This is a genomic window from Methyloterricola oryzae, from assembly GCF_000934725.1.
GTDB classification, from domain to species: Bacteria; Pseudomonadota; Gammaproteobacteria; order Methylococcales; family Methylococcaceae; genus Methyloterricola; species Methyloterricola oryzae.
Genome location: NZ_JYNS01000003.1, coordinates 197,795 through 215,801 on the forward strand (window position 1 = coordinate 197,795; position 18,007 = coordinate 215,801).

At 64.1% G+C, this 18,007-nt stretch carries 16 protein-coding genes and 1 tRNA gene; 1 reads left to right on the top strand and 16 read right to left on the bottom strand.

Annotation, left to right across the window (positions count from 1 at the left end; genetic code table 11):
• Nucleotides 1-2 precede the first annotated feature (2 nt).
• The 5 genes from selD to EK23_RS06970 form a co-directional block, all read right to left on the bottom strand.
• Complete coding sequence (selD, locus tag EK23_RS06950) at nucleotides 3-1,046, bottom strand: selenide, water dikinase SelD (RefSeq protein ID WP_045224699.1); 1,044 nt, start codon at nucleotides 1,044-1,046, stop codon at nucleotides 3-5.
• Nucleotides 1,047-1,098: 52 nt separating this feature from the next.
• Nucleotides 1,099-1,956, bottom strand: a complete 858-nt coding sequence (locus tag EK23_RS06955) for a phosphate/phosphite/phosphonate ABC transporter substrate-binding protein (RefSeq protein WP_045224588.1) — start codon at nucleotides 1,954-1,956, stop codon at nucleotides 1,099-1,101.
• A gap of 9 nt (nucleotides 1,957-1,965) precedes the next feature.
• On the bottom strand, nucleotides 1,966-3,081 hold the full coding sequence (locus tag EK23_RS06960) for an acyl-CoA dehydrogenase family protein (protein ID WP_045224589.1): 1,116 nt from the start codon (nucleotides 3,079-3,081) through the stop codon (nucleotides 1,966-1,968).
• Between the two features lie 239 nt (nucleotides 3,082-3,320).
• Entirely contained in the window at nucleotides 3,321-3,527 is a 207-nt protein-coding gene (locus EK23_RS06965) for a hypothetical protein (RefSeq protein WP_045224590.1), read from the bottom strand.
• Nucleotides 3,528-3,667: 140 nt separating this feature from the next.
• Entirely contained in the window at nucleotides 3,668-4,792 is a 1,125-nt protein-coding gene (locus tag EK23_RS06970) for a hypothetical protein (RefSeq protein ID WP_145998586.1), read from the bottom strand.
• A 369-nt stretch (nucleotides 4,793-5,161) separates the two neighbouring features.
• On the opposite strand from EK23_RS06970, the gene EK23_RS06975 reads away from it, so the two are divergent.
• The gene (locus EK23_RS06975) at nucleotides 5,162-6,172 is read left to right on the top strand and encodes a hypothetical protein (RefSeq protein ID WP_045224592.1); all 1,011 of its coding nucleotides are present in this window, start codon (nucleotides 5,162-5,164) and stop codon (nucleotides 6,170-6,172) included.
• 135 nt (nucleotides 6,173-6,307) lie between these two features.
• Here the strand turns inward: EK23_RS06975 and EK23_RS06980 are convergent.
• From EK23_RS06980 to ppa, 11 genes are all read right to left on the bottom strand, one after another.
• Nucleotides 6,308-6,403 (bottom strand) — tRNA-Sec (locus EK23_RS06980).
• Between the two features lie 35 nt (nucleotides 6,404-6,438).
• Nucleotides 6,439-8,343 carry a selenocysteine-specific translation elongation factor gene (gene selB / locus EK23_RS06985; protein ID WP_045224593.1) on the bottom strand — a complete coding sequence of 635 codons (1,905 nt, stop codon included), beginning with the start codon at nucleotides 8,341-8,343 and terminating at the stop codon, nucleotides 6,439-6,441.
• 1 nt (nucleotide 8,344) lies between these two features.
• Nucleotides 8,345-9,745, bottom strand: a complete 1,401-nt coding sequence (gene selA, locus EK23_RS06990) for an L-seryl-tRNA(Sec) selenium transferase (protein ID WP_045224594.1) — start codon at nucleotides 9,743-9,745, stop codon at nucleotides 8,345-8,347.
• Between the two features lie 212 nt (nucleotides 9,746-9,957).
• Nucleotides 9,958-10,800 (bottom strand): formate dehydrogenase accessory protein FdhE, encoded by an 843-nt coding sequence (gene fdhE, locus EK23_RS06995; RefSeq protein WP_045224595.1) that lies wholly within the window; start codon nucleotides 10,798-10,800, stop codon nucleotides 9,958-9,960.
• A gap of 80 nt (nucleotides 10,801-10,880) precedes the next feature.
• Complete coding sequence (locus tag EK23_RS07000; protein WP_045224596.1) at nucleotides 10,881-11,696, bottom strand: methyltransferase domain-containing protein; 816 nt, start codon at nucleotides 11,694-11,696, stop codon at nucleotides 10,881-10,883.
• A 25-nt stretch (nucleotides 11,697-11,721) separates the two neighbouring features.
• A complete protein-coding gene (locus EK23_RS07005) occupies nucleotides 11,722-12,363 on the bottom strand; it encodes a formate dehydrogenase subunit gamma (protein WP_045224597.1) in 642 nt (213 codons plus the stop codon).
• Nucleotides 12,360-13,232, bottom strand: a complete 873-nt coding sequence (gene fdxH, locus EK23_RS07010) for a formate dehydrogenase subunit beta (protein WP_045224598.1) — start codon at nucleotides 13,230-13,232, stop codon at nucleotides 12,360-12,362. Before fdxH ends, EK23_RS07005 begins: the two co-directional genes overlap by 4 nt.
• Nucleotide 13,233: 1 nt before the next feature.
• The gene (fdnG, locus tag EK23_RS07015; RefSeq protein ID WP_200892109.1) at nucleotides 13,234-15,822 is read right to left on the bottom strand and encodes a formate dehydrogenase-N subunit alpha; all 2,589 of its coding nucleotides are present in this window, start codon (nucleotides 15,820-15,822) and stop codon (nucleotides 13,234-13,236) included.
• Between the two features lie 12 nt (nucleotides 15,823-15,834).
• A complete protein-coding gene (locus EK23_RS24920; RefSeq protein ID WP_045224599.1) occupies nucleotides 15,835-16,422 on the bottom strand; it encodes a molybdopterin-binding domain-containing protein in 588 nt (195 codons plus the stop codon).
• 109 nt (nucleotides 16,423-16,531) lie between these two features.
• Nucleotides 16,532-17,122: an NADPH-dependent FMN reductase gene (locus EK23_RS07025; protein ID WP_045224600.1), complete on the bottom strand. Its 591-nt coding sequence runs from the start codon at nucleotides 17,120-17,122 to the stop codon at nucleotides 16,532-16,534.
• Nucleotides 17,122-17,670: an inorganic diphosphatase gene (gene ppa / locus EK23_RS07030; RefSeq protein WP_045224601.1), complete on the bottom strand. Its 549-nt coding sequence runs from the start codon at nucleotides 17,668-17,670 to the stop codon at nucleotides 17,122-17,124. The genes EK23_RS07025 and ppa overlap by 1 nt, the downstream gene beginning before the upstream one ends.
• Between the last annotated feature and the right edge of the window lie 337 nt (nucleotides 17,671-18,007).

Here is an 18,007-nt window from a genome sequence, read left to right on the forward strand (position 1 = left end):
GCTCAGGCTTGCACCCGCACACCGCCGTTTCCTGCCTGCAGCCGGCCGATGATCTGCGCATGCTTAAAGCCCTGTCGATGAAACAGGTCCAGCACATCGCCGGCGCCGTCCGGATCGCAGGCCACCAGCAGGCCGCCGCTGGTCTGGGGATCGCACAGGAACTTGCGCTGCCACTCGGCCACGTTCGCGTCCAGGCGGACCGAGGCGCCGTAGCTGTCCCAGTTGCGCCCTGCCGCGCCGGTGGCCACGCCTTGTTCGGCCAGGGCGAGCGCCGTATCGATGACAGGCACCTGGCTAAAGGACAATTCCGCGTCCAACCCAGAGCCGCGGCAGATCTCAAGCAGATGGCCGAGCAGGCCGAAGCCCGTCACATCGGTCATGGCGTGCACGCTGTCCATCTCGCCTAAAGCCGTGCCCACGCGGTTCAATTGAGTGGTGTGTTCGATCATCCGGGCATAGCCGGTTTCATCCAGTTGCCCCTTTTTCAGAGCCGCGCTGAGTATGCCAATTCCCAATGGCTTGCCCAGGATCAGCACATCGCCCGCCCGCCCCCGGTCGTTACGCTTCACCTGATCCGGGTGCACCAGGCCCAGCGCCACCAGGCCGTAGATGGGCTCGGGCGCGTCGATGGAATGCCCGCCCGCCAGCGGAATGCCGGCCGCCGCGCACACCGACACGCCGCCGGCCAGGATCTGGCGCACGACGGTGAGCGGCAGCTTGTCCACCGGCATGCCCACCACAGCCAGGGCCAGGATCGGCTGGCCGCCCATGGCGTAGACATCGGACAGGGCGTTGGTAGCGGCAATGCGGCCAAAGTCGTGGGGGTCGTCGACGATGGGCATGAAGAAGTCGGTGGTGGCGACGATGGCCTGCCGCTCATTGAGCCGGTAAACCGCCGCGTCGTCACTGCTTTCGGTGCCCACCAGCAGGTCCGGGAATCCGCCCGGCAACGGCAGTTCCGCCATGATCTGCGACAACACGGCAGGCGCGATCTTGCAGCCGCAGCCGCCGCCATGGGAGAGGGAGGTCAGTCGGATTTCGGTCATGAGCGTGTCAACTTTGAGAGAGGGAAGCTTGCACGGGGTGCGGCCGCCGGCCTCAGTAGCGGTATCCGGCAGCCAGGATCGCGCCATCGGGACCGTAAAACCCCTGCTGCTCCACGGCGCGTTCCAGCGCGGCATAGCCGGTGGTCCGTCCGGGCAGCCAGCGCTGCAGGCCCTCCAGCTTCAGCAGCGGACATACGGCGGGATCGTCCCAGGACATGGCCAGCAGGATTTCCAAGAATCGCTCCACCAGGGGTTCCGGCGCACCGGGACTGGTGGTGAAGTTGCAGTGGTCGTAATAGTCCGTGTCAGCCAGCGGCTGCGCGGTACCCGGCGGCAACGTGCCCTCGGCGGCAAAAACCTCGAGGTTGCCCTCGATCATGCAGCAGGCATCTACGTCCCCCCGCATCAGCGCCAGGGCCGCGTCGCGCTCGCCGCCGACGTGATCGCCATGCTTGCCGCCCAGCACATCGAAATGCTGCACGGTGAAATCCTGGCCAGCCGACAGGCCGTGCCGCGCCAGGAACTCCAGGGGCAGCAGCGTCGCCTGGGGCGAGTCGATGGCGCCCACGCCCAGTGCCCTGCCCTTCAGATCGTCCAAGGTCTTGATGCCGGAACCGGCGCGGGCCACGATCATCGAGCGCAGGTCGCGATCGGTGTCGCGCATGGCCACCGCCGATACCGACAGGCCCCGCGCCCGGGCCATGCGTTCGGCGCGCACCCAGGCCAGGGGCGAGTTCCAGGCCAGGTGGATGTCACCCTGGAACTGGGCCTCCACCTGCCGTTCGTAATTGGAAAACAGCACATAGTCGAAATCCAGGCCCTGGGCGAGGAAATGCGCCTTGAAGCCTTCCCAGATGGTCACGACCTGGGGCGAATAGGCCACCGCCCCCATCACCAGCGTTTCAGTCATGGCCCCTCCTCAAAACAGCGGCAGGCCGCATAGGGCCTTGCCGACGAAGTCGTAGAGCACATCGGAGGTGGGTGCCATCACCGACGCCGCGCGGGCATCCCGGAACAGGCGCTCGATGCCCAGGTCCTTGCGGAACGCCGCCCCGCCGCAGACCCGCATGGCGGTGTCGGTCACCTCCAGCGCCGCCTCCGCCGCCGCGGCCTTGATCTCCAGCACCCGCAGCAGTGCGTCGCTGCGCCCGCCGGCCAGGGCGTCCAAGGTGTCGTCCAGCAGGGTTCTGACCATGTCCGCGCGAATCCGGGCTCGGGCCAGATAGGCGCGCAGGGTCGGCAGTTCGGCCAGGCTGGAGCCTAGATGATCGAAGCGCGCTCCGGAAACGTGGCCGACGGCGCGCTCCAAGGCCGATTCCATCAGCCCCAGGGAGCAGGAGGCATTCAGCACGGAGAATAGGGGCAGCACGGTTTCCATCATGATGGCGAAGCCCTCGCCGTCGGCCCCTAAACGATCGGAAACGGAGACTTTGGCGGCTTTAGCCGTCACCGGCGCCGAGGCATTGCCGCGCAGGCCCAGTCCGTCGAAGGCCTTGGGCTGGCTCAAGCCAGGGTTAGCGGCATCCACCAGCCACAGGGTGCTTGCGCCCTCCGCCGTCACCGGCCGGGACGACCACACGTAGGAATCGGCCTTGAGGGCCGAGGTCACCATAGTCTTGGCGCCGGACAGCGCGATTGCATCGCCCTCGGGCACCGCCCCGCTGACGGGCGCCCAGAAATGGCTGCGCGAGCCGGATTCGGAAAAGGCCAGGGTGGAGACGTGGCGGCCGGCGGCGATTTCCCGCCGCACGGCGTCTCCGCCATGCTTCTCGATCACGGCGGTGGCGCAGTAATGCATGGTCACTACCATGGCGGTCGAGGCGCAACTGCGCGCCAGGCCGGTGACCACCCGGCTGGCGTCGGCGAACGAACCTCCGAGGCCACCGACCTCGGGCGCGCTCAACAGGCCGAGAAGGCCCGCGTCAGCCAGCGCATCCAGTGCAGTGGAGGGAAAAACGGCATCGCGGTCCACCTGGGTGGCGGCGGGTTCGACGATGGACGCAACGAGGGTATCAAGTGCTTCAAGCTGTTTCATGGGCAGACCTGTCACATGAAAAGCGGCGCAAGCCGGAAAGTCCCGAAACCAAGGGGCTGCGGGCGATGGACGAAGGCCCTCAGGCAGAATGCGCGTATTGGGCTTTCGTCCCCATTGTGCCATGGACCGGGCAGCCGCGCAGCCCGGACCGTCCGTGAGCACGGCTGGCAGAAGAAATGCTGGTAACCGCGCAGACCCCGACGCGGGCAGGCGAATCAGGACACGCGCAGGCCGCGCGCTTACTGATCCTTCTGGGTGATGATCTCGATGATGGCCGTCGTCAGGCTGATATCGCGTCCCTTCGCGCGCTGTTCGGCCTGATGCGCCAGGGCAACCGCCGTGAGGCGCTCACTCTGCTGCCGGACCACATCAGCGTTTTCCGCCGCATCCATGAATGGGTCTGCCCCCTGATCGGCACGGTCGTCGTCGGTACTGCATTCAGGCATATGTCATCTCGCAGCGTGTCTGGGTACGCTGAGGCTAATGGCTCAGGATTTTTCGCTATTCTCAGGCCAGGACAGCATGCCTGTCAAAAAAGCACCCACCAGGCCGTGAGCTATGGTGCAAGCTCGAGCCGGAAAAAAATTCAGAGTGGGTTAGCCACGAACAATTGGGAGTTACCCTGGGGATTGGTGCACCAAAGCTTCACCTCATCGTCCGCGCGCATGGGAATTTCATCCTGCGAAACTGAGCGATCTTCCTGCACCAGGCCGCTCAGCTCGGCCACGCCGTTGTGCCCGTAGATACTGTTCGGCGTGGTGACCTGAATATGCCATTCGGATTTGGGGAAGCATACGGCGTTGATCAGGCTCGACTCCGCGTCGACAGCCAGTTGCCCGTCTATGGTTTCGATAGCAGCACCGCGAAAAACATTCGAGCGCAGCACGTCGCCGATTTCGACCGGCACCGCGCTGCCGCCTCGGCTCATCGTGATCGAGAAAATGCCCTCATCGTTCGTGACCCGCTGGGTGCCCAGGGCCTTGAACGAACCATTTGGACCAAACAGCGCGACTCTTACGCGCTCGCCCGGATTTGCGTGGCCGCCGACCACCGGAGAGCCGTTCTGAGCCGTTATGTGCGGTGCCCCGTACAACACGTTGACCGAGTCGCCTTGGGGATTGGTCCAGCTCACGCCGACCGCGTCGCCCCCCTGAATATCGAACTGGCCGCGCACATCGATGGACCAGCGCCCATTACGCCGGATTTCCGGGTGCAGAAAGAGCGTGTCTCCGGAGCATTCCCGACCGATGACGCAATCGATTACCACGACTTCCAGCGAACCGGGCGGAACTCTGCCCGATGCGCGGTCGGCCCGCACGTCGATCTCGGGCCGAACGTCCGGAACCTCGAGGCGATGTGTCTCACCGCCGGATTCGGCCACGACGAGGTCTCCGATCCGAGCCCGACCCTCATCAGCGGAGCCACAGTCCCATTCCGCCGCGAAGAAGCCATTCTCGACGAATGTGGGCGTGGTCTGCTTGCGAATCTCCAGCCCGTTCCGAATCAGGGTAACCGTCGTGTCGGGCCCCCGCGCTCCCTCGCCGCTGATAAAGCAGAGCGGCGGCCCGACATTGCGGACGCCCAAAATAACCAAGAGGCGTAAACCTGATTTTTCACCGGGGACGGCGGCGAACGCCGGGGCGGCCACCAACGCCGAGAGCATGGCAGAGGCCATGAGGAGTGCGTGGACAGAAAAAGGGTGGCGCATCATGGATCTCCAGAACGATCGGAAAAACAAGGGGGGACGGAATGGCGCAAAACACAGCCTGAAGGATCACCCGCGGGGCAAGTGCCGTCAAGGGTATCGTGAAGGTGCCGGCCCCTCCGGCCTGCCGGGATTCCGCAGACCACTGACGCCGGTTTCCCTCTCTGGATGGGCAATGCGTCAAGGAAAGATTTCGCAGCCGGCCTGCTGACTACTTACCTGATGGCGCTCGGGTAAACCACCACACTACGGCCTCCGCGAGGCTTCCGGTGTATGAATGAATAGGCTGCGGTAAGCAAGGGGGAATTAAACGCCTTTTGGGTTAAGTTAAGGCCGCATGCCCCTCAGAGGGCGCTTTCAAGGGAGAAAGCCGTCATGTTGAAGACCATCGATATCCTGCTGGCCCTGACCGTCGTCATGCTGGTTGCCAGCATGGTGGTAACGGTGCTGACCCAGTTTGTCACCAGTATCGGCAACACCCGCGGGCGCCATCTGCTGCAAGGCCTTGCGGACCTGCTGCAGCAGATCGACCCGCAGATCGATCGCAAGATCGCCGAATCGGTGTGCGGGGCCGTGCTGAGCCATCCCATGATCCGCGACGTGGGGCAGCGCTATGGCGCGGCCATCCATCGGGAGGAATTCACCAAACTGCTGATGGACCTGGCATCCGGCCAGGCACCCGCCAACTGCCTGGAAAAACTGGGAGCGGAGACCCGGCAGACCTTGCTGAAGACACTGCAGGACAATGGTATCCAGGACCCCAAGGCAACGGTGGAGCGGGTCCGAGACATGGCCTTGCAGTTGGAACTCGACAAGCCCGAACTAGCCAACTGTACTCGCCAGGCCCGGGCGCTCATGCAGGAAGCCAATAGCAAGCTGGTGGCAAAGATCAACAGCTGGTTCGACCAGACCATCGACCGGGTCTCCGACCGGTTCACCTTCACCACGCGCGGCATCACCTTCATCTGCTCCGTGGCGGTCGCCCTGCTCTTCCAACTCGACACGGTGACGCTGATCAACCGGCTTTCCGTGGACGATCAATTACGCAATACGCTGGTGGAACAAGCCTATCGGAAGGCAGGGGAGCAGCCGCCGTCGGACCCGGTGTCCGCCGCGCTGACGGAAAAACAGAAGGCTGAGTTAAGGGAATTAATGAAACTCGACGTTCTCACAATTCCCGGATCGGTGGACGACTGGTACAAAAACTGGAAAAACGTAAATGCCATGGGGATTGTACTTTCCGTGTTTCTGATGAGCTTGGGCGCGCCTTTCTGGTATGGAGCCCTGAAGAACCTGCTCAAGCTGCGCGGTACCCTAGCCGGCAAGGACGACAGCCAGCGTATTGAAAGGCAGAGCACCCAAGCTGCGGCTGTTCTACCCCAATGACGAGACGGAATTCCAAGGTGGGCTGTTTACTGCCCACCCGCTCGTGATCGATCTGCCGAAAAGCGTGCGGCGCATTCCATGCGGACCTAAACGCCGTGAGGAGGTGCGGGACCAGACAAATTCTATGAACGCCAATGGCGGAAGAGAACGGGAGTCGAACCCGCCCGAGGCCGTCTCACGGCCTCAACCGGTTTTGAAGACCGGCCGCCCCACCGGGGACGATGCTCTTCCATTGTTCCGGCATTCTACCGGAAACCGGCAGGCTCTCAGAACTGCAGGCTGTCGCTGCGAATCCGATGAACGTCGCCCGTGCGCCGGGTCAGGCCGCAGCGGTCGAAGTATTCGAGGATATGAATGGCCAGCTTGCGGCCGGTACCGATGCGGTCACGGAAAGCCGCCGCGGTCACGGCGCCATCCGGCGCCTCCCGCGCCAGATTTCGCACGATGTCGGCCATCTGCGCCACAGCGGCCCGGTCGAAGTAGTGGTCGTGGGCGACGCGATGCAGCCGCCCCAAGCGCGCCGCCTGGCTGAGCAAGCGGCGTACCGCGCCTTCCTCCAGGCTTTCGGAACGGGCGATATCCCGCACCCGCGGCGGCTGGAAGGGCTGGGCGGCGAGCAACGGGAACAGGCGCTGCCAGAGGGCCTCGTCCTTCTCGGCCAGGACGATTTCGTGTCCCGGCAGATGCCACCACGAGCCATCGCGGGCACAGAAGCCGCCCGAAAAGAGTACCGTCAGGACTTCGACGAATCCGGCCCGATCCAGGCGCGGCGCGCAGCGCAGACGCAACTGCTCGGAATTCAGCCCCAGGGAGTCGGGCTCGGTGACATGATGCAGACTCAGGGTTTCGAGCACCGCCCTGCACAAGGCGCTCCAGTGTTCATGCTCAAAAGCCACCGGCCTGATCCCGCCGACGCGGCGCAGATCCATCGCGTCCAGCAGCCGGTTCAATTCCTCGCAGGTCAGATTGGCGTTCAGGGCGAAGGATTTCAGGCTGAGTCCCTGAGGCGAGGCGGCGAGCAAGGCGGTGAGCATCGCCTCGAGCCCGGGCTGTTCCCACGCCGCCAGCACCTCAAGCCGCTGCGGACTGCGCCGTCCCCGGGCCGGAGCTTGGGCATCCAGTACATGCCCGCCGGCGATGGTGCGCAGGGCCGAGGCATCGCGCAGCACCGCGCGATCGCCATGAACCGCGCCAGTGGGCCTGTCCAGCACCAGTTGCGCCAGGGCGTTGCTGCCAGGCTCCAGCGGCTCATCCCGCAACAGGGCGACCCGGGCCGTGGCGTGAAAGGCCCCCAGGTGCACATGCACCGGCGTCCAGTACCTCAGCGGCTTGCCCTCACTGGGCAACAGGCGCAGGCGCACATCCAGGCGCGCCGTCGGTTGGTGCAATTCCGGCGTCAAAACCCAGTCGCCGCGCTGGATCCGGGCTTTCTCCACGTCGGCCAGATTAAGGGCACAGCGTTGACCGGCGCGACCTACCTCCGCCGGACGATTCTGGGCATGAATGCCGCGCACCCGCACGGGAAGGCCCGAAGGCGAAAGCAGCAGACGCTCGCCCACCCGCACACGCCCGGAAAAAACCGTTCCCGTCACCACGGTGCCCGCACCGGCCACGCTGAAGCAACGGTCGATGGCGAGGCGAAACCCGCCCCGCACTGCCTGCGTATCCAGGCTCGCAGCGGCAGACTCCAGATGGGCTTTCAGGGCCTCCACGCCCTGCCCTGTGGCGGCGGATAGCGGGAATACAGGACTTGCGGCGAGCGTCGTGCCTTTCAGCAAGTCTTGGATTTCGACCGTAACCTGCCCGATGCGCCCGGCATCAACACGATCGCACTTGCTCAATGCCACCGCGCCGCGTGAGACACCCAGGAGATCGAGAATCTGCAGATGTTCTAGGGTCTGCGGCATGGGGCCGTCATCCGCCGCCACCACCAGCAAGGCGAAATCGATCCCGGTGGTGCCCGCCAGCATGTTGTGGATGAATTTCTCGTGCCCTGGCACGTCCACGAAACCCAGGATGTCGCCGCCAGCCAGGGGCGTGTAGGCATAGCCCAGGTCGATAGTGATGCCGCGCGCCTTCTCCTCGGCGAGCCGGTCCGCGTCGACGCCGGTGAGCGCCTTGACCAGCCCCGTCTTGCCGTGATCGATATGACCCGCGGTGCCGACGATCATGTCAGCCACCCAATTGCGGCAACTGCGCGAGGAAGCCGGCTTCGTCCTCCAGGCAGCGCAGGTCGAAGCGCAGCGCGCCATCTTCCAGCCGCCCAATCACCGGCACCGGCAAGGCGCGGAAGGTTTCCGCCAGCCGGTTCAGGGCGCGGCCACCGCCCCGCCCCAGCGGATAGAGGGCAAGGCATGCGCTGGGAAGCCGGTCAACCGGCAGGGAACCGCTGCCGATCTGGCTGCGGCACGCCTCCACGCGCACGTCCGCTTGCCCGGTCAATGCCGCCTGCATTGGGTCTTGCAAGCGAACGGCGGCGGCGCGGATGTCGTCCTCGCTCCGCGTCAGCAGGCGCAGGGTGGGCAGTCGCCGGCTCAGATATTCCGGACTCTGATACAGCTTGAGGGTCGCCTCCAGGGCGGCCAGGGTCATCTTGTCCACCCGCAGGGCGCGCTTGAGCGGATTGCGCTTGAGCTTGGCGATCAGGTCCTTGCGACCCACCAGGATGCCGGCCTGCGGCCCACCCAGCAGCTTGTCGCCGCTGAAACTGACCAGGTCCGTGCCCTTAGCGAGGGCCTGTTGCGGCGTCGGTTCTTTCGGCAGGCCATGTGCACCGAGGTCGATCAACGTGCCACTGCCCAGGTCCTCCACGAAGGGCAACCCCTGTCCATGGGCCAGTTCGGCCAGTTGTTCCTCGGGCACGCTGGCGGTGAAGCCCTCGATGGCGTAATTGCTGCGGTGCACCTTCATGATAAGCGCGGTGCGCTGACCGATCGCCTCGGCGTAGTCCTTGCGGTGGGTGCGGTTGGTGGTGCCCACTTCCCGAAGTTTGGCGCCGGCGCGGGCCATGATGTCGGGGATGCGGAACGCGCCGCCGATTTCGATCAATTCACCGCGCGAGACGATCACCTCCTTGCGTGATGCCAGGCTGTTCAGCAACAGGAACACCGCCGCCGCATTGTTGTTCACCACGGTGGCCGCCTCGGCCCCGGTGAGTTCGCGGATCAGTCCATCGATATGGTCGTCGCGATCCCCGCGCCGCCCGCTGTCCAGACCGAACTCCAGGTTACAGGGGCGTGCGAGCACCGCAAGCACCGCATTCACCGCCGCGTCGGCCAGCGGGGCGCGGCCCAAGTTGGTGTGCAGCACGGTGCCGGTCAGATTGAAAACCGGCTTCAGACTAGGCTCGAATTGCGCCAAGAGCCGCTGCCCGGTCGAAGCCACGATACCCTCGCGGCTCCATGGCAGATCGGGTTTGCTCGTGAGCGCCTCGCGCAGCACCGCCATTTCGTCGCGCAAGGCCGCGACCACTGCCGTGTGGCCGAAGCGGGATTTCAACTCGTCGGCATCTGCGTGATTGAGCAGGCTGTCCACCGAGGGTAGGCGGGCTTGCGGGCTATCAGGTCGCGGCATGATGAGACGGCTCGATGATGGAGACGCGCTATTCTACCGGCTTCCCACGCCCGCGTTGATTACGGCGCCTTCTGACGTTGGCACACCCTATGAAAGCTTACGTCTATCGCCGAACGCGGGCCGCGCAGACCGCATAGGATGCCGCCGAGGGACGAGACGCATGGGTCACGTACGCAGCGCCTCCTACGTCGGCACAGCCTAGCTCGGGGTGGTCAGCCTGGAATCAGGAGCGGGTTGAAACCCAGGCGCTGGTAGCCGTCCTCGGCCATGAGCAGGTCCAGGGAAAGGCTAGCCAGGTCGTCGGCGAAGGGATCGAGGCCGTTGTCCTTCTCGCGGTTCATGGACTTCACATAGGTTTTGCAACCGCCGCAGGCCTCCGCCTTCACCGCCTCGCCGCCGCCTTCGATGCCGAAATACGCCACGTGCTGGCTGGAACCGCACTGAATGCAATGGATGCGCGGCCGGTTCCATTGGCTGCCACACAGGCCGCAAACCAGGTAGCGCAAGCCTTGCACGTCCCCTCCGGTCTGCAGCACCGAAGCCACGGGCAGGAAGCCACACGCCGGGCAGTGATGGGTCGCGGCGCCAGCATTGAGATGCGTCGCATCCAACGCCGCGGCCGCCAAGGTCCAATGCAGTTGCAGGGCGGCGGCCACGAATGGCGCGAGCCCGGCATCGATCCGTTCGAGATCGGCGGCCAGCAGTCCATCGGCCCAGTCATCCCACTCGGCTTCATCGTTTCTGCCGATGCCGGCGAGCCCATCGGCAGCCGGGCTGCGCGCGACCATCCGCGCCGCGATCTGGCGGAATGACTCATGCCAGTTCGCTCCCGGCCGCCACGTCTCGATATCCAGCGCGGGCGCTCGGTTCAGAGCGGCCGGAAATCCTTCCGTTACTGTCGCCTCGTAAAGCTCATGTTGAATCCCGGTCAGGTCGGCCATCAGTCCGAGATAGCCGGAGAGCGCGGGGTTGGTTTGAGACAGTTGACGCAGCCGTTCCGAGCGTTCACGGAAAATCTGTCTCGGGTTTGGGGGGATGACGAAAGGCAATTCCATGGACCTGTTTCGGATGCGGAAAGATGGAACGGTGGGTCCGTTCGCCAGAACCGGGCCGCCTGGGCGAGCGCGACCTGAGCCTAGGGCTTGGTTCCCTTGACGATGAACGCGGTGAACGAGCTGAAAAACTGTCCTCGCCTATCCAGTTCGGCAAGTCCCTCCAGCCATTCCTCGATTTCCTCTGTGGAGGCGCGCCCGGCTGCGCCGGCGGCCGCGGCGGTCCGGGAGAGATCGAGTACCTGATCCGCCAGTTCCAGTTCGTTGAAAACGAGCGTTTGCGGGACGATTTGAATGTCCACCAGCCCGGCTTGTAGAAAATGCCGCGCCAGTTGGCGGCCTATCCAGCCTCCTGAGGGAAAGCTGTCGCACCAGACGTTCAGGAGGATGCGGGTCAGGACTTTATGGTTCGAATCGACCGTCAAGGTCTCCCAGTCGGGGTCCATGGCAACCACGTACGCGCCGCTGCGGACGACCCGGCTCATCTCCGCGACCACCTGCAGCGGCTCGGCGATATGCTGCAAGGTCCGGTCGATACGGGCGCCGTCAAGACTGGAATCGGCAAACGGCAGGCTGCGGGCGTCTGCCTGAATGAGCCGGACCGGCAACCCGGAGGGCATCACGGTTTCCCGGGCGACCCCCAGCAGTTCGGTGCTGAGGTCCACGGCGAAAACCTGGCCCGACGGGCCCACCTCGCGCGCCAGGGCCACGGCGTCTTCCCCCGTGCCGCAGCCGACCTCCAGGACGCAGTCGCCTTCCTTCAGCGCCAGCAGGTCGCGCGTCTTCTGCTTGTAGGATCGATAAAACTCCAGCGATTGCTGGAGACGCAGGCACTGAACGAACCGCTGCGCGGCGCCGGCACCATCGACATTCTGGAAATCCGTGGCGAAATAGGTCATGCCGTGCTTGGGCCAGGCTCGGGACTCAGTGTTCCTCCCCCTTCATCACCCGCTTGTACCAGCCCGGATGATGCTTGTGAGCCCAGGCTCGGGTGACGGTGCCGCGCACCATGGCGCCGATGGTGCCATTGATCCACAGCGCCGCGTAGATATGCACGATGATGCCGGAGATCATGACGAAGGCGCAGAGCGCGTGCAGCAGGGCGCTGATGCGGATGATGTCAATCGAGAAATACGGCGCGAACCAGGGCCGCCAGATGACGATGCCGGTGAGCAGCAACGTGGGGATGGTGGCGATCATGGTCCAGAACAGCATTTTCTGCCCGGCGTTGTAGCGGTCCACCTCGGGCAGGCGGTCCTCGCGGTTCTGCACCACATCCATGATGCGGGTCAGCCAGATGATGTCGTTCCGGCTCAACAGGTTATGGTGCCAGTAGCGCAGGGCCAGCCCCGAGAACGACAGGAACATCAGCAGGCCGATGTAGGGATGCAGGATGCGCGTCCATGTGCCGCCGCCAAAGAACTGGGTAAACCAGAACATGGAAGGATGGAACAGGGCCAGCCCCGAAAAGCTCAGCATCAGGAAGGTGATGGCGGTGAGCCAGTGGTTGAACCGCTCCGCCGGCCCGTAGCGCTTGATGAGATCGGAAGATTCGTGGCCGCTCATGGCTTTTTCTCCTCTTCTTCCTCTTCGGTCTCGTTGGGGCCGATAGTGACGTAGTGGAAAAACCCGGCCAGGCCCGTGAAGAACAGCGCCGCGGTGGCCAGGGGCTTGAAGATGCCTTTCCACAGGCCCACCGTGGGGCTGATCTCCGGGTCCTTGGGCAGTTCGTTGTAGATCTCCGGCTTGTCCGCGTGGTGCAGCACGTACATCACATGGGTGCCGCCCACGCCGGTTGGGTCGTACAGCCCGGCGTTCTCGAAGCCGCGCTCCTTGAGGTCGACGATGCGCTCGTTGGCGTGCTCGATCATGTCCTCCTTGCTGCCGAAGACCAGGGCCTGGGTCGGACAGGCCTTGATGCAGGCCGGCTCCAGCCCCACCGCCACCCGGTCGGAACAGAGGGTGCACTTGTATACCTTGCTGTCCTTCTCCGACAGGCGGGGGATGTTGAAGGGGCAGCCAGCGATGCAATAGCCGCAGCCGATGCAGTTTTCCTCGTGGAAGTCGACGATGCCGTTGGAGTATTGGATGATCGCCCCCGGCGACGGGCAGGCCTTGAGGCAGCCCGGATCGGCGCAATGCATGCAGCCGTCCTTGCGGATCAACCATTCCAGCGGGCCGTTGACCTCGGTCTCGGCGAAGCGCATCAAGGTCCAGCTATTGGCGGTGAGATCGTGGGGGTTGGTGTAGGACCCCTCATTGATGCCCACCTCCTCGCGCAGGTCGTTCCATTCCTGGCAGGCGGACTGGCAGGCCTTGCAGCCGATGCACTTGGTGACGTCGATGAGCTTGGCCACCTCCGTCATCTCCCGCTGCTGCGGACTGGGGGTGGTGGTGGCGGAACGGCGCACGATATCCAAAGATTGCAATGCCATTTCAGACCTCCGTCCGCCCCTTGAGAATGCGCGCCAGCAGCGAGGTTTTCTCGGTCGCCCCCGCCGCGCCGTTGGGCCGCTTGCGCTCCTCATGCCCTTCACCCGGCTTGTGGGTATGGGGCATAGACTCGCTGAGATCCCTTTCCACGTTCACCAAAAACGCCTTGAACTCCGGGGTCTGGGTATTAGCATCGCCCAGGAATGGGGTCAGGGTGTTGGCGATGTAGCCCTTGCGGGTGGCGCCGGTGAAGCCCCAGTGGATGGGAATGCCGATCTGGTGCACGGTCTGCCCGGCCACTTTAAGCGCCTTGATGCGCTTGGTGACCATGGCCACGGCCTTGATCACGCCGCGCTTGGAGCGCACCACGACTTTTTCGCCATTGGCGATACCCAGTTCCTTCGCCAGTTCCTCGCCGATCTCCACGAACTGTTCCGGCTGCAACGAGGCATTGATCTTCGAATGCTTGGTCCAGAAGTGGAAGTGCTCGGTGAGCCGGTAGGTGGTCGCCACATAGGGGAATTCCTCGTGGCTGCCGAGCATGGCCCGGTCGCTGGCGAACACCCGCGCCGCCGGATTGTTGATCACCTTCTCGTGCAAGGGATTGCGGCCCAGGGGCGTCTCGAAGGGCTCGTAATGCTCGGGGAACGGACCTTCCGCCATCAGGTGCCGGGCGAACAGCCGGCCCACGCCTTCGTCGGTCATGATGAACGGCGAGACACCGCTGTCGGGCGCAGCATCGGCCTTGAAGTCGGGCACATCCAGCCCGGCCCACTTGGCGCCATCCCATTCGATGAGCTTGCGCTTCTCGTCCCATGGCTTTCCCGCCGGATCGCAGGAGGCGCGGTTATAGAGGATGCGCCGGTTCAGAGGCCAGGCCCAGGCCCAGTTGGGCGCAATGCCGAGACCTGCCGGATCGGATGTGTCGCGCCGCGCCATCTGGTTGCCGGCCTCGGTCCAGGAACCGCAGAAGATCCAAGTGCCGCTGGCGGTGGAGCCGTCGTCACGCAAGTGCGCGAAGCTGGACAACTGCTGTCCCGCCTTGGCCAGGGTCTTGGCAGCGTCCTTGGGATCGGTCAGATCCGCCAGCGCGTAGCCGTTCATCTCCTTGGCCAACTCGTCCGGAGCGGGCTCGGCCGGCTCGCGATAAGGCCAATGCAAGCCGTGGATGGGATCGGCGAAGGCGCCGCCTTCCGCGTGGTAGAACTCCCGCAGCTTCAGGAACAGCTCGGACATGATGGCGATATCGGTGCGGCACTCGCCCGGCGGTTCGGCCCCCTTCCAGTGCCATTGGAGCCAGCGCGAGCTGTTGACCAGCGCGCCTTCCTCCTCGGCGAAGCAGGTGGTGGGCAGGCGGAACACCTCGGTCTGGATGTCCTTCGGGCTGGCGACATTGTATTCGCCGTGGTCCTGCCAGAACTCGGAGGTTTCCGTGGACAGCGGGTCCATCACCACCAGGAACTTGAGCTTGGACAGCGCCGAGGCGATCTTGCCCTTGTCGGGGAAGGAGGCCAGCGGGTTGAAACCCTGGCAGAAATAGCCGCTCATCTTGCCCTGTTCCATCAGGTCGAAGGCGCGCAGGCCGTCGTAGACCTTGTCCACCTTGGGCATCCAGTCGTAGCAGAAGTCATTTTCCGTCGTGGCCGACTTGCCGTACCAGGCCTTCATGAGGCTGGTGTGGAACTTGGGATAGTTGGACCAGTAGTTCACCTGGCCCGGCCGGATGGCCTTGGGTGTGCGCTTCTCCAGATAAGCAGCGCGGGTGGTCTCCTCGTCATGGGCCAGGCTCATGTAGCCTGGAAGCTGATCGGACAACAGCCCTAAGTCCGTCAGGCCCTGGATGTTGGAATGCCCGCGCAAGGCATTCACGCCGCCCCCGGCCATGCCGATATTGCCCAGCAGAAGCTGGATGATGGCCAGGGTCCGGATGTTCTGCGCGCCGATGGAGTGCTGGGTCCAGCCCAGGGCATAGAGGCTGGTGAGTGTGCGGTCCTTGGCCGAAGTGGAGGCGATCATCTCGCACACCTTCAGATACAGGTCCTGCGGTGTGCCGGTGATATCGCTGACGACCTCGGGCGTATAGCGCGCCACATGGGCCTTCAGCAGATTCAGCACGCAGCGGGGATGCTGCAAGCTCTCGTCCACCTTGGCGTAGCCCTGCCCGTCCAGCTCGTAGGCCCAGGTGCCCTTGTCGTACTTGCGCTCCTGCGCGTCGTAGCCGGTGAACAGGCCGTCCTCGAAGCCAAAGTCCTCGCGCACGATAAAGCTGGCATTGGTATACGCCTTCACATACTCGTGCTGAACCGCCCCCTTTTCCAGCAAATAGCGGATCACCCCGCTGAGGAAGGCGATATCGGTCCCAACGCGGATGGGCGCGTAGAAGTCAGCCACCGAAGCCGTGCGGTTGAAGCGCGGGTCGACGACGATCAGCTTGGCCTTGTTATGGGCCTTCGCCTCGATCACCCATTTGAAGCCTACCGGATGCGCCTCGGCGGCATTGCCGCCCATCACCAGAATGACATTCGCATTCTTGATGTCCATCCAGGTATTGGTCATGGCGCCGCGACCGAATGTCGGAGCAAGACTTGCCACCGTCGGTGCGTGTCAGACCCTGGCCTGGTTGTCGAGTACGACGAATCCTAAACTGCGTAAAACCTTGTGGGTGAGATAGCCGGCTTCGTTGGAGGCCGCCGAGGCCGCCAGGAAGCCCACCGTGGGCCAACGGTTGACCGTCTGGCCTGCTTCATTCTTGGCGATGAAGTGGCGGTCGCGGTCTTCCTTCATCAGCTTGGCGATGCGCTCCAGCGCCCAGTCCCAGGTGACCCGCAGCCAGGCATTGGAACCCGGCGCCCGGTACTCGGGAAAAGTGATGCGGCTCTCGCTGTGGACGAAGCCCAACAGTCCCGCGCCCTTGGGGCAGAGGCTGCCGCGGCTGACCGGATGGTCCGGGTCGCCCTCGATGTGGATGATCTCGGATTTGGCGTTCTTCGCCTTGTCGCCGAGGCTGTACAGGATGATGCCGCAGGCCACCGAGCAATACGGACAGGTATTGCGGGTTTCCGTGGTGCGCGTGAGCTTGAAAGTGCGCACCTCCGCCAGGGCCTCACCGGGCGAAAAGCCCAGGGCCGCCAGCGAGGAACCTCCGAGGGATGCGGCACTCAGCTTGAAAAACTGGCGCCGATTGACTTGCATGTTGACGCACCTCCCACCTGGCGAGGACGAAGATTCGGGAAAAGCCGTTACAGAACGAAATCCTGGCACGGATCGTACTGCCCGGCAACCATGGAAGCGTAGAGGAAATTCAAGCGGCGGCCAGGGCCTTGGCCAGGCGAGCCACGCTCGCCCCCACCGCATTGACGGCGGACAGCAAACGCTGATCGGTCAATTCGCCGGCCGCGTCGAACAGTTGCTGGGCATTGCCCAATGCCGCCATCTCGGGCACCACGATCATGCCCAGATTGCTCAGATACTGGCGGGTCAGCGGCAAGCCGCGGATGCCGCCCAAAGGCCCAGGGGATGCGGCCACGAGACCTGCGGGCTTGCCGCGCAGATAATCCACGCCCGAACGGCCAGCCTCGCCGGGCACGGGGCGCGACACCCAGTCCAGGGTGTTTTTCAGAAGCGGCGTGGGAAAGCCATTGTATTCCGGCGTCGCGATCAGCAGTCCCTGATGCTCGGCAAGCATTCTCTGCAGGCGCGCCGCGGGTTCCGGCAGGCCCTGCTCGGCTTCCAGATCACCGTCATAGAGGGGCAGCGGGAATTCCCTCAGATCCAACTCGGTCACCTCCACCCCGGCCTCACGAGCGGCACGGATGAGGGTACCCAAGGCCTTCCGGTTCAAGGATTCGCGCCGGGCGCTGCCGGCGAATGCCAGGAGGCGTGCGGCGGCCATCAGAAGTTCGGTTTCTTTTTCAGGCTGTTGTAGCGCTCGATGCTGTCGCTGATCTCCTTCTTGGCTTCCTCGGCATCGAACCAGCCCTCGATCTTCACCCACTTGCCCGGTTCCAGGTCCTTGTAGTGCTCAAAGAAATGGGCGATCTGCGCCAGCTGCAGTTCCGGGATATCGCGGAAGGAACTGACCTTGGAATACAAAGGTGTCAGCTTGTCGGCCGGCACCGCCAGCACCTTGGCATCGCCACCGGCCTCGTCCGACATCTTGAGCAGACCGATAGGGCGGCAACGCACGACAGAGCCACTGAGCAAGCGCGCCGGCGAGATCACCAGCACGTCCACCGGGTCGCCGTCGTCCGACAGGCTGTGGGGCACATAGCCGTAGTTGCAGGGATACTGCATGGCGGTGCCCATGAAGCGGTCGACGAACAGGGCCCCGGTTTCCTTATCGACCTCGTACTTGACCGGGTCGCTGTAGGCGGGAATCTCGATGATGACGTAGATATCGTTGGGGACATTCTTGCCGGAACTTACCTTCATCAATGACATGGACGTAGGAACTCCTATTTTGTTTGGAAATTGACGCCAAGTATAACCGCAGCAACCGGCCGACGTCCTAACGACGCGCCAAGGGAACGTCACCCCGCTTTGGCAGATTACGCATGTTTGCTATAAGCTTATTTCCCTATCCGACGGACACATAATCCGGCCTGGTCAATCCGAGGCAAGGGCGCCCCGACGCGGCGACTAGCCACGTGCGCCCGCGGCCGGACGAGCGCCCTTCTTGGACTGAGGCCGCGGTGCTACGGGGGAATTTGCGGGCGCGATCATGAACTCCCGCGGAAGCTGTCCGCGAGTACAGTGACCCACCCCGCTGCATCGGGCG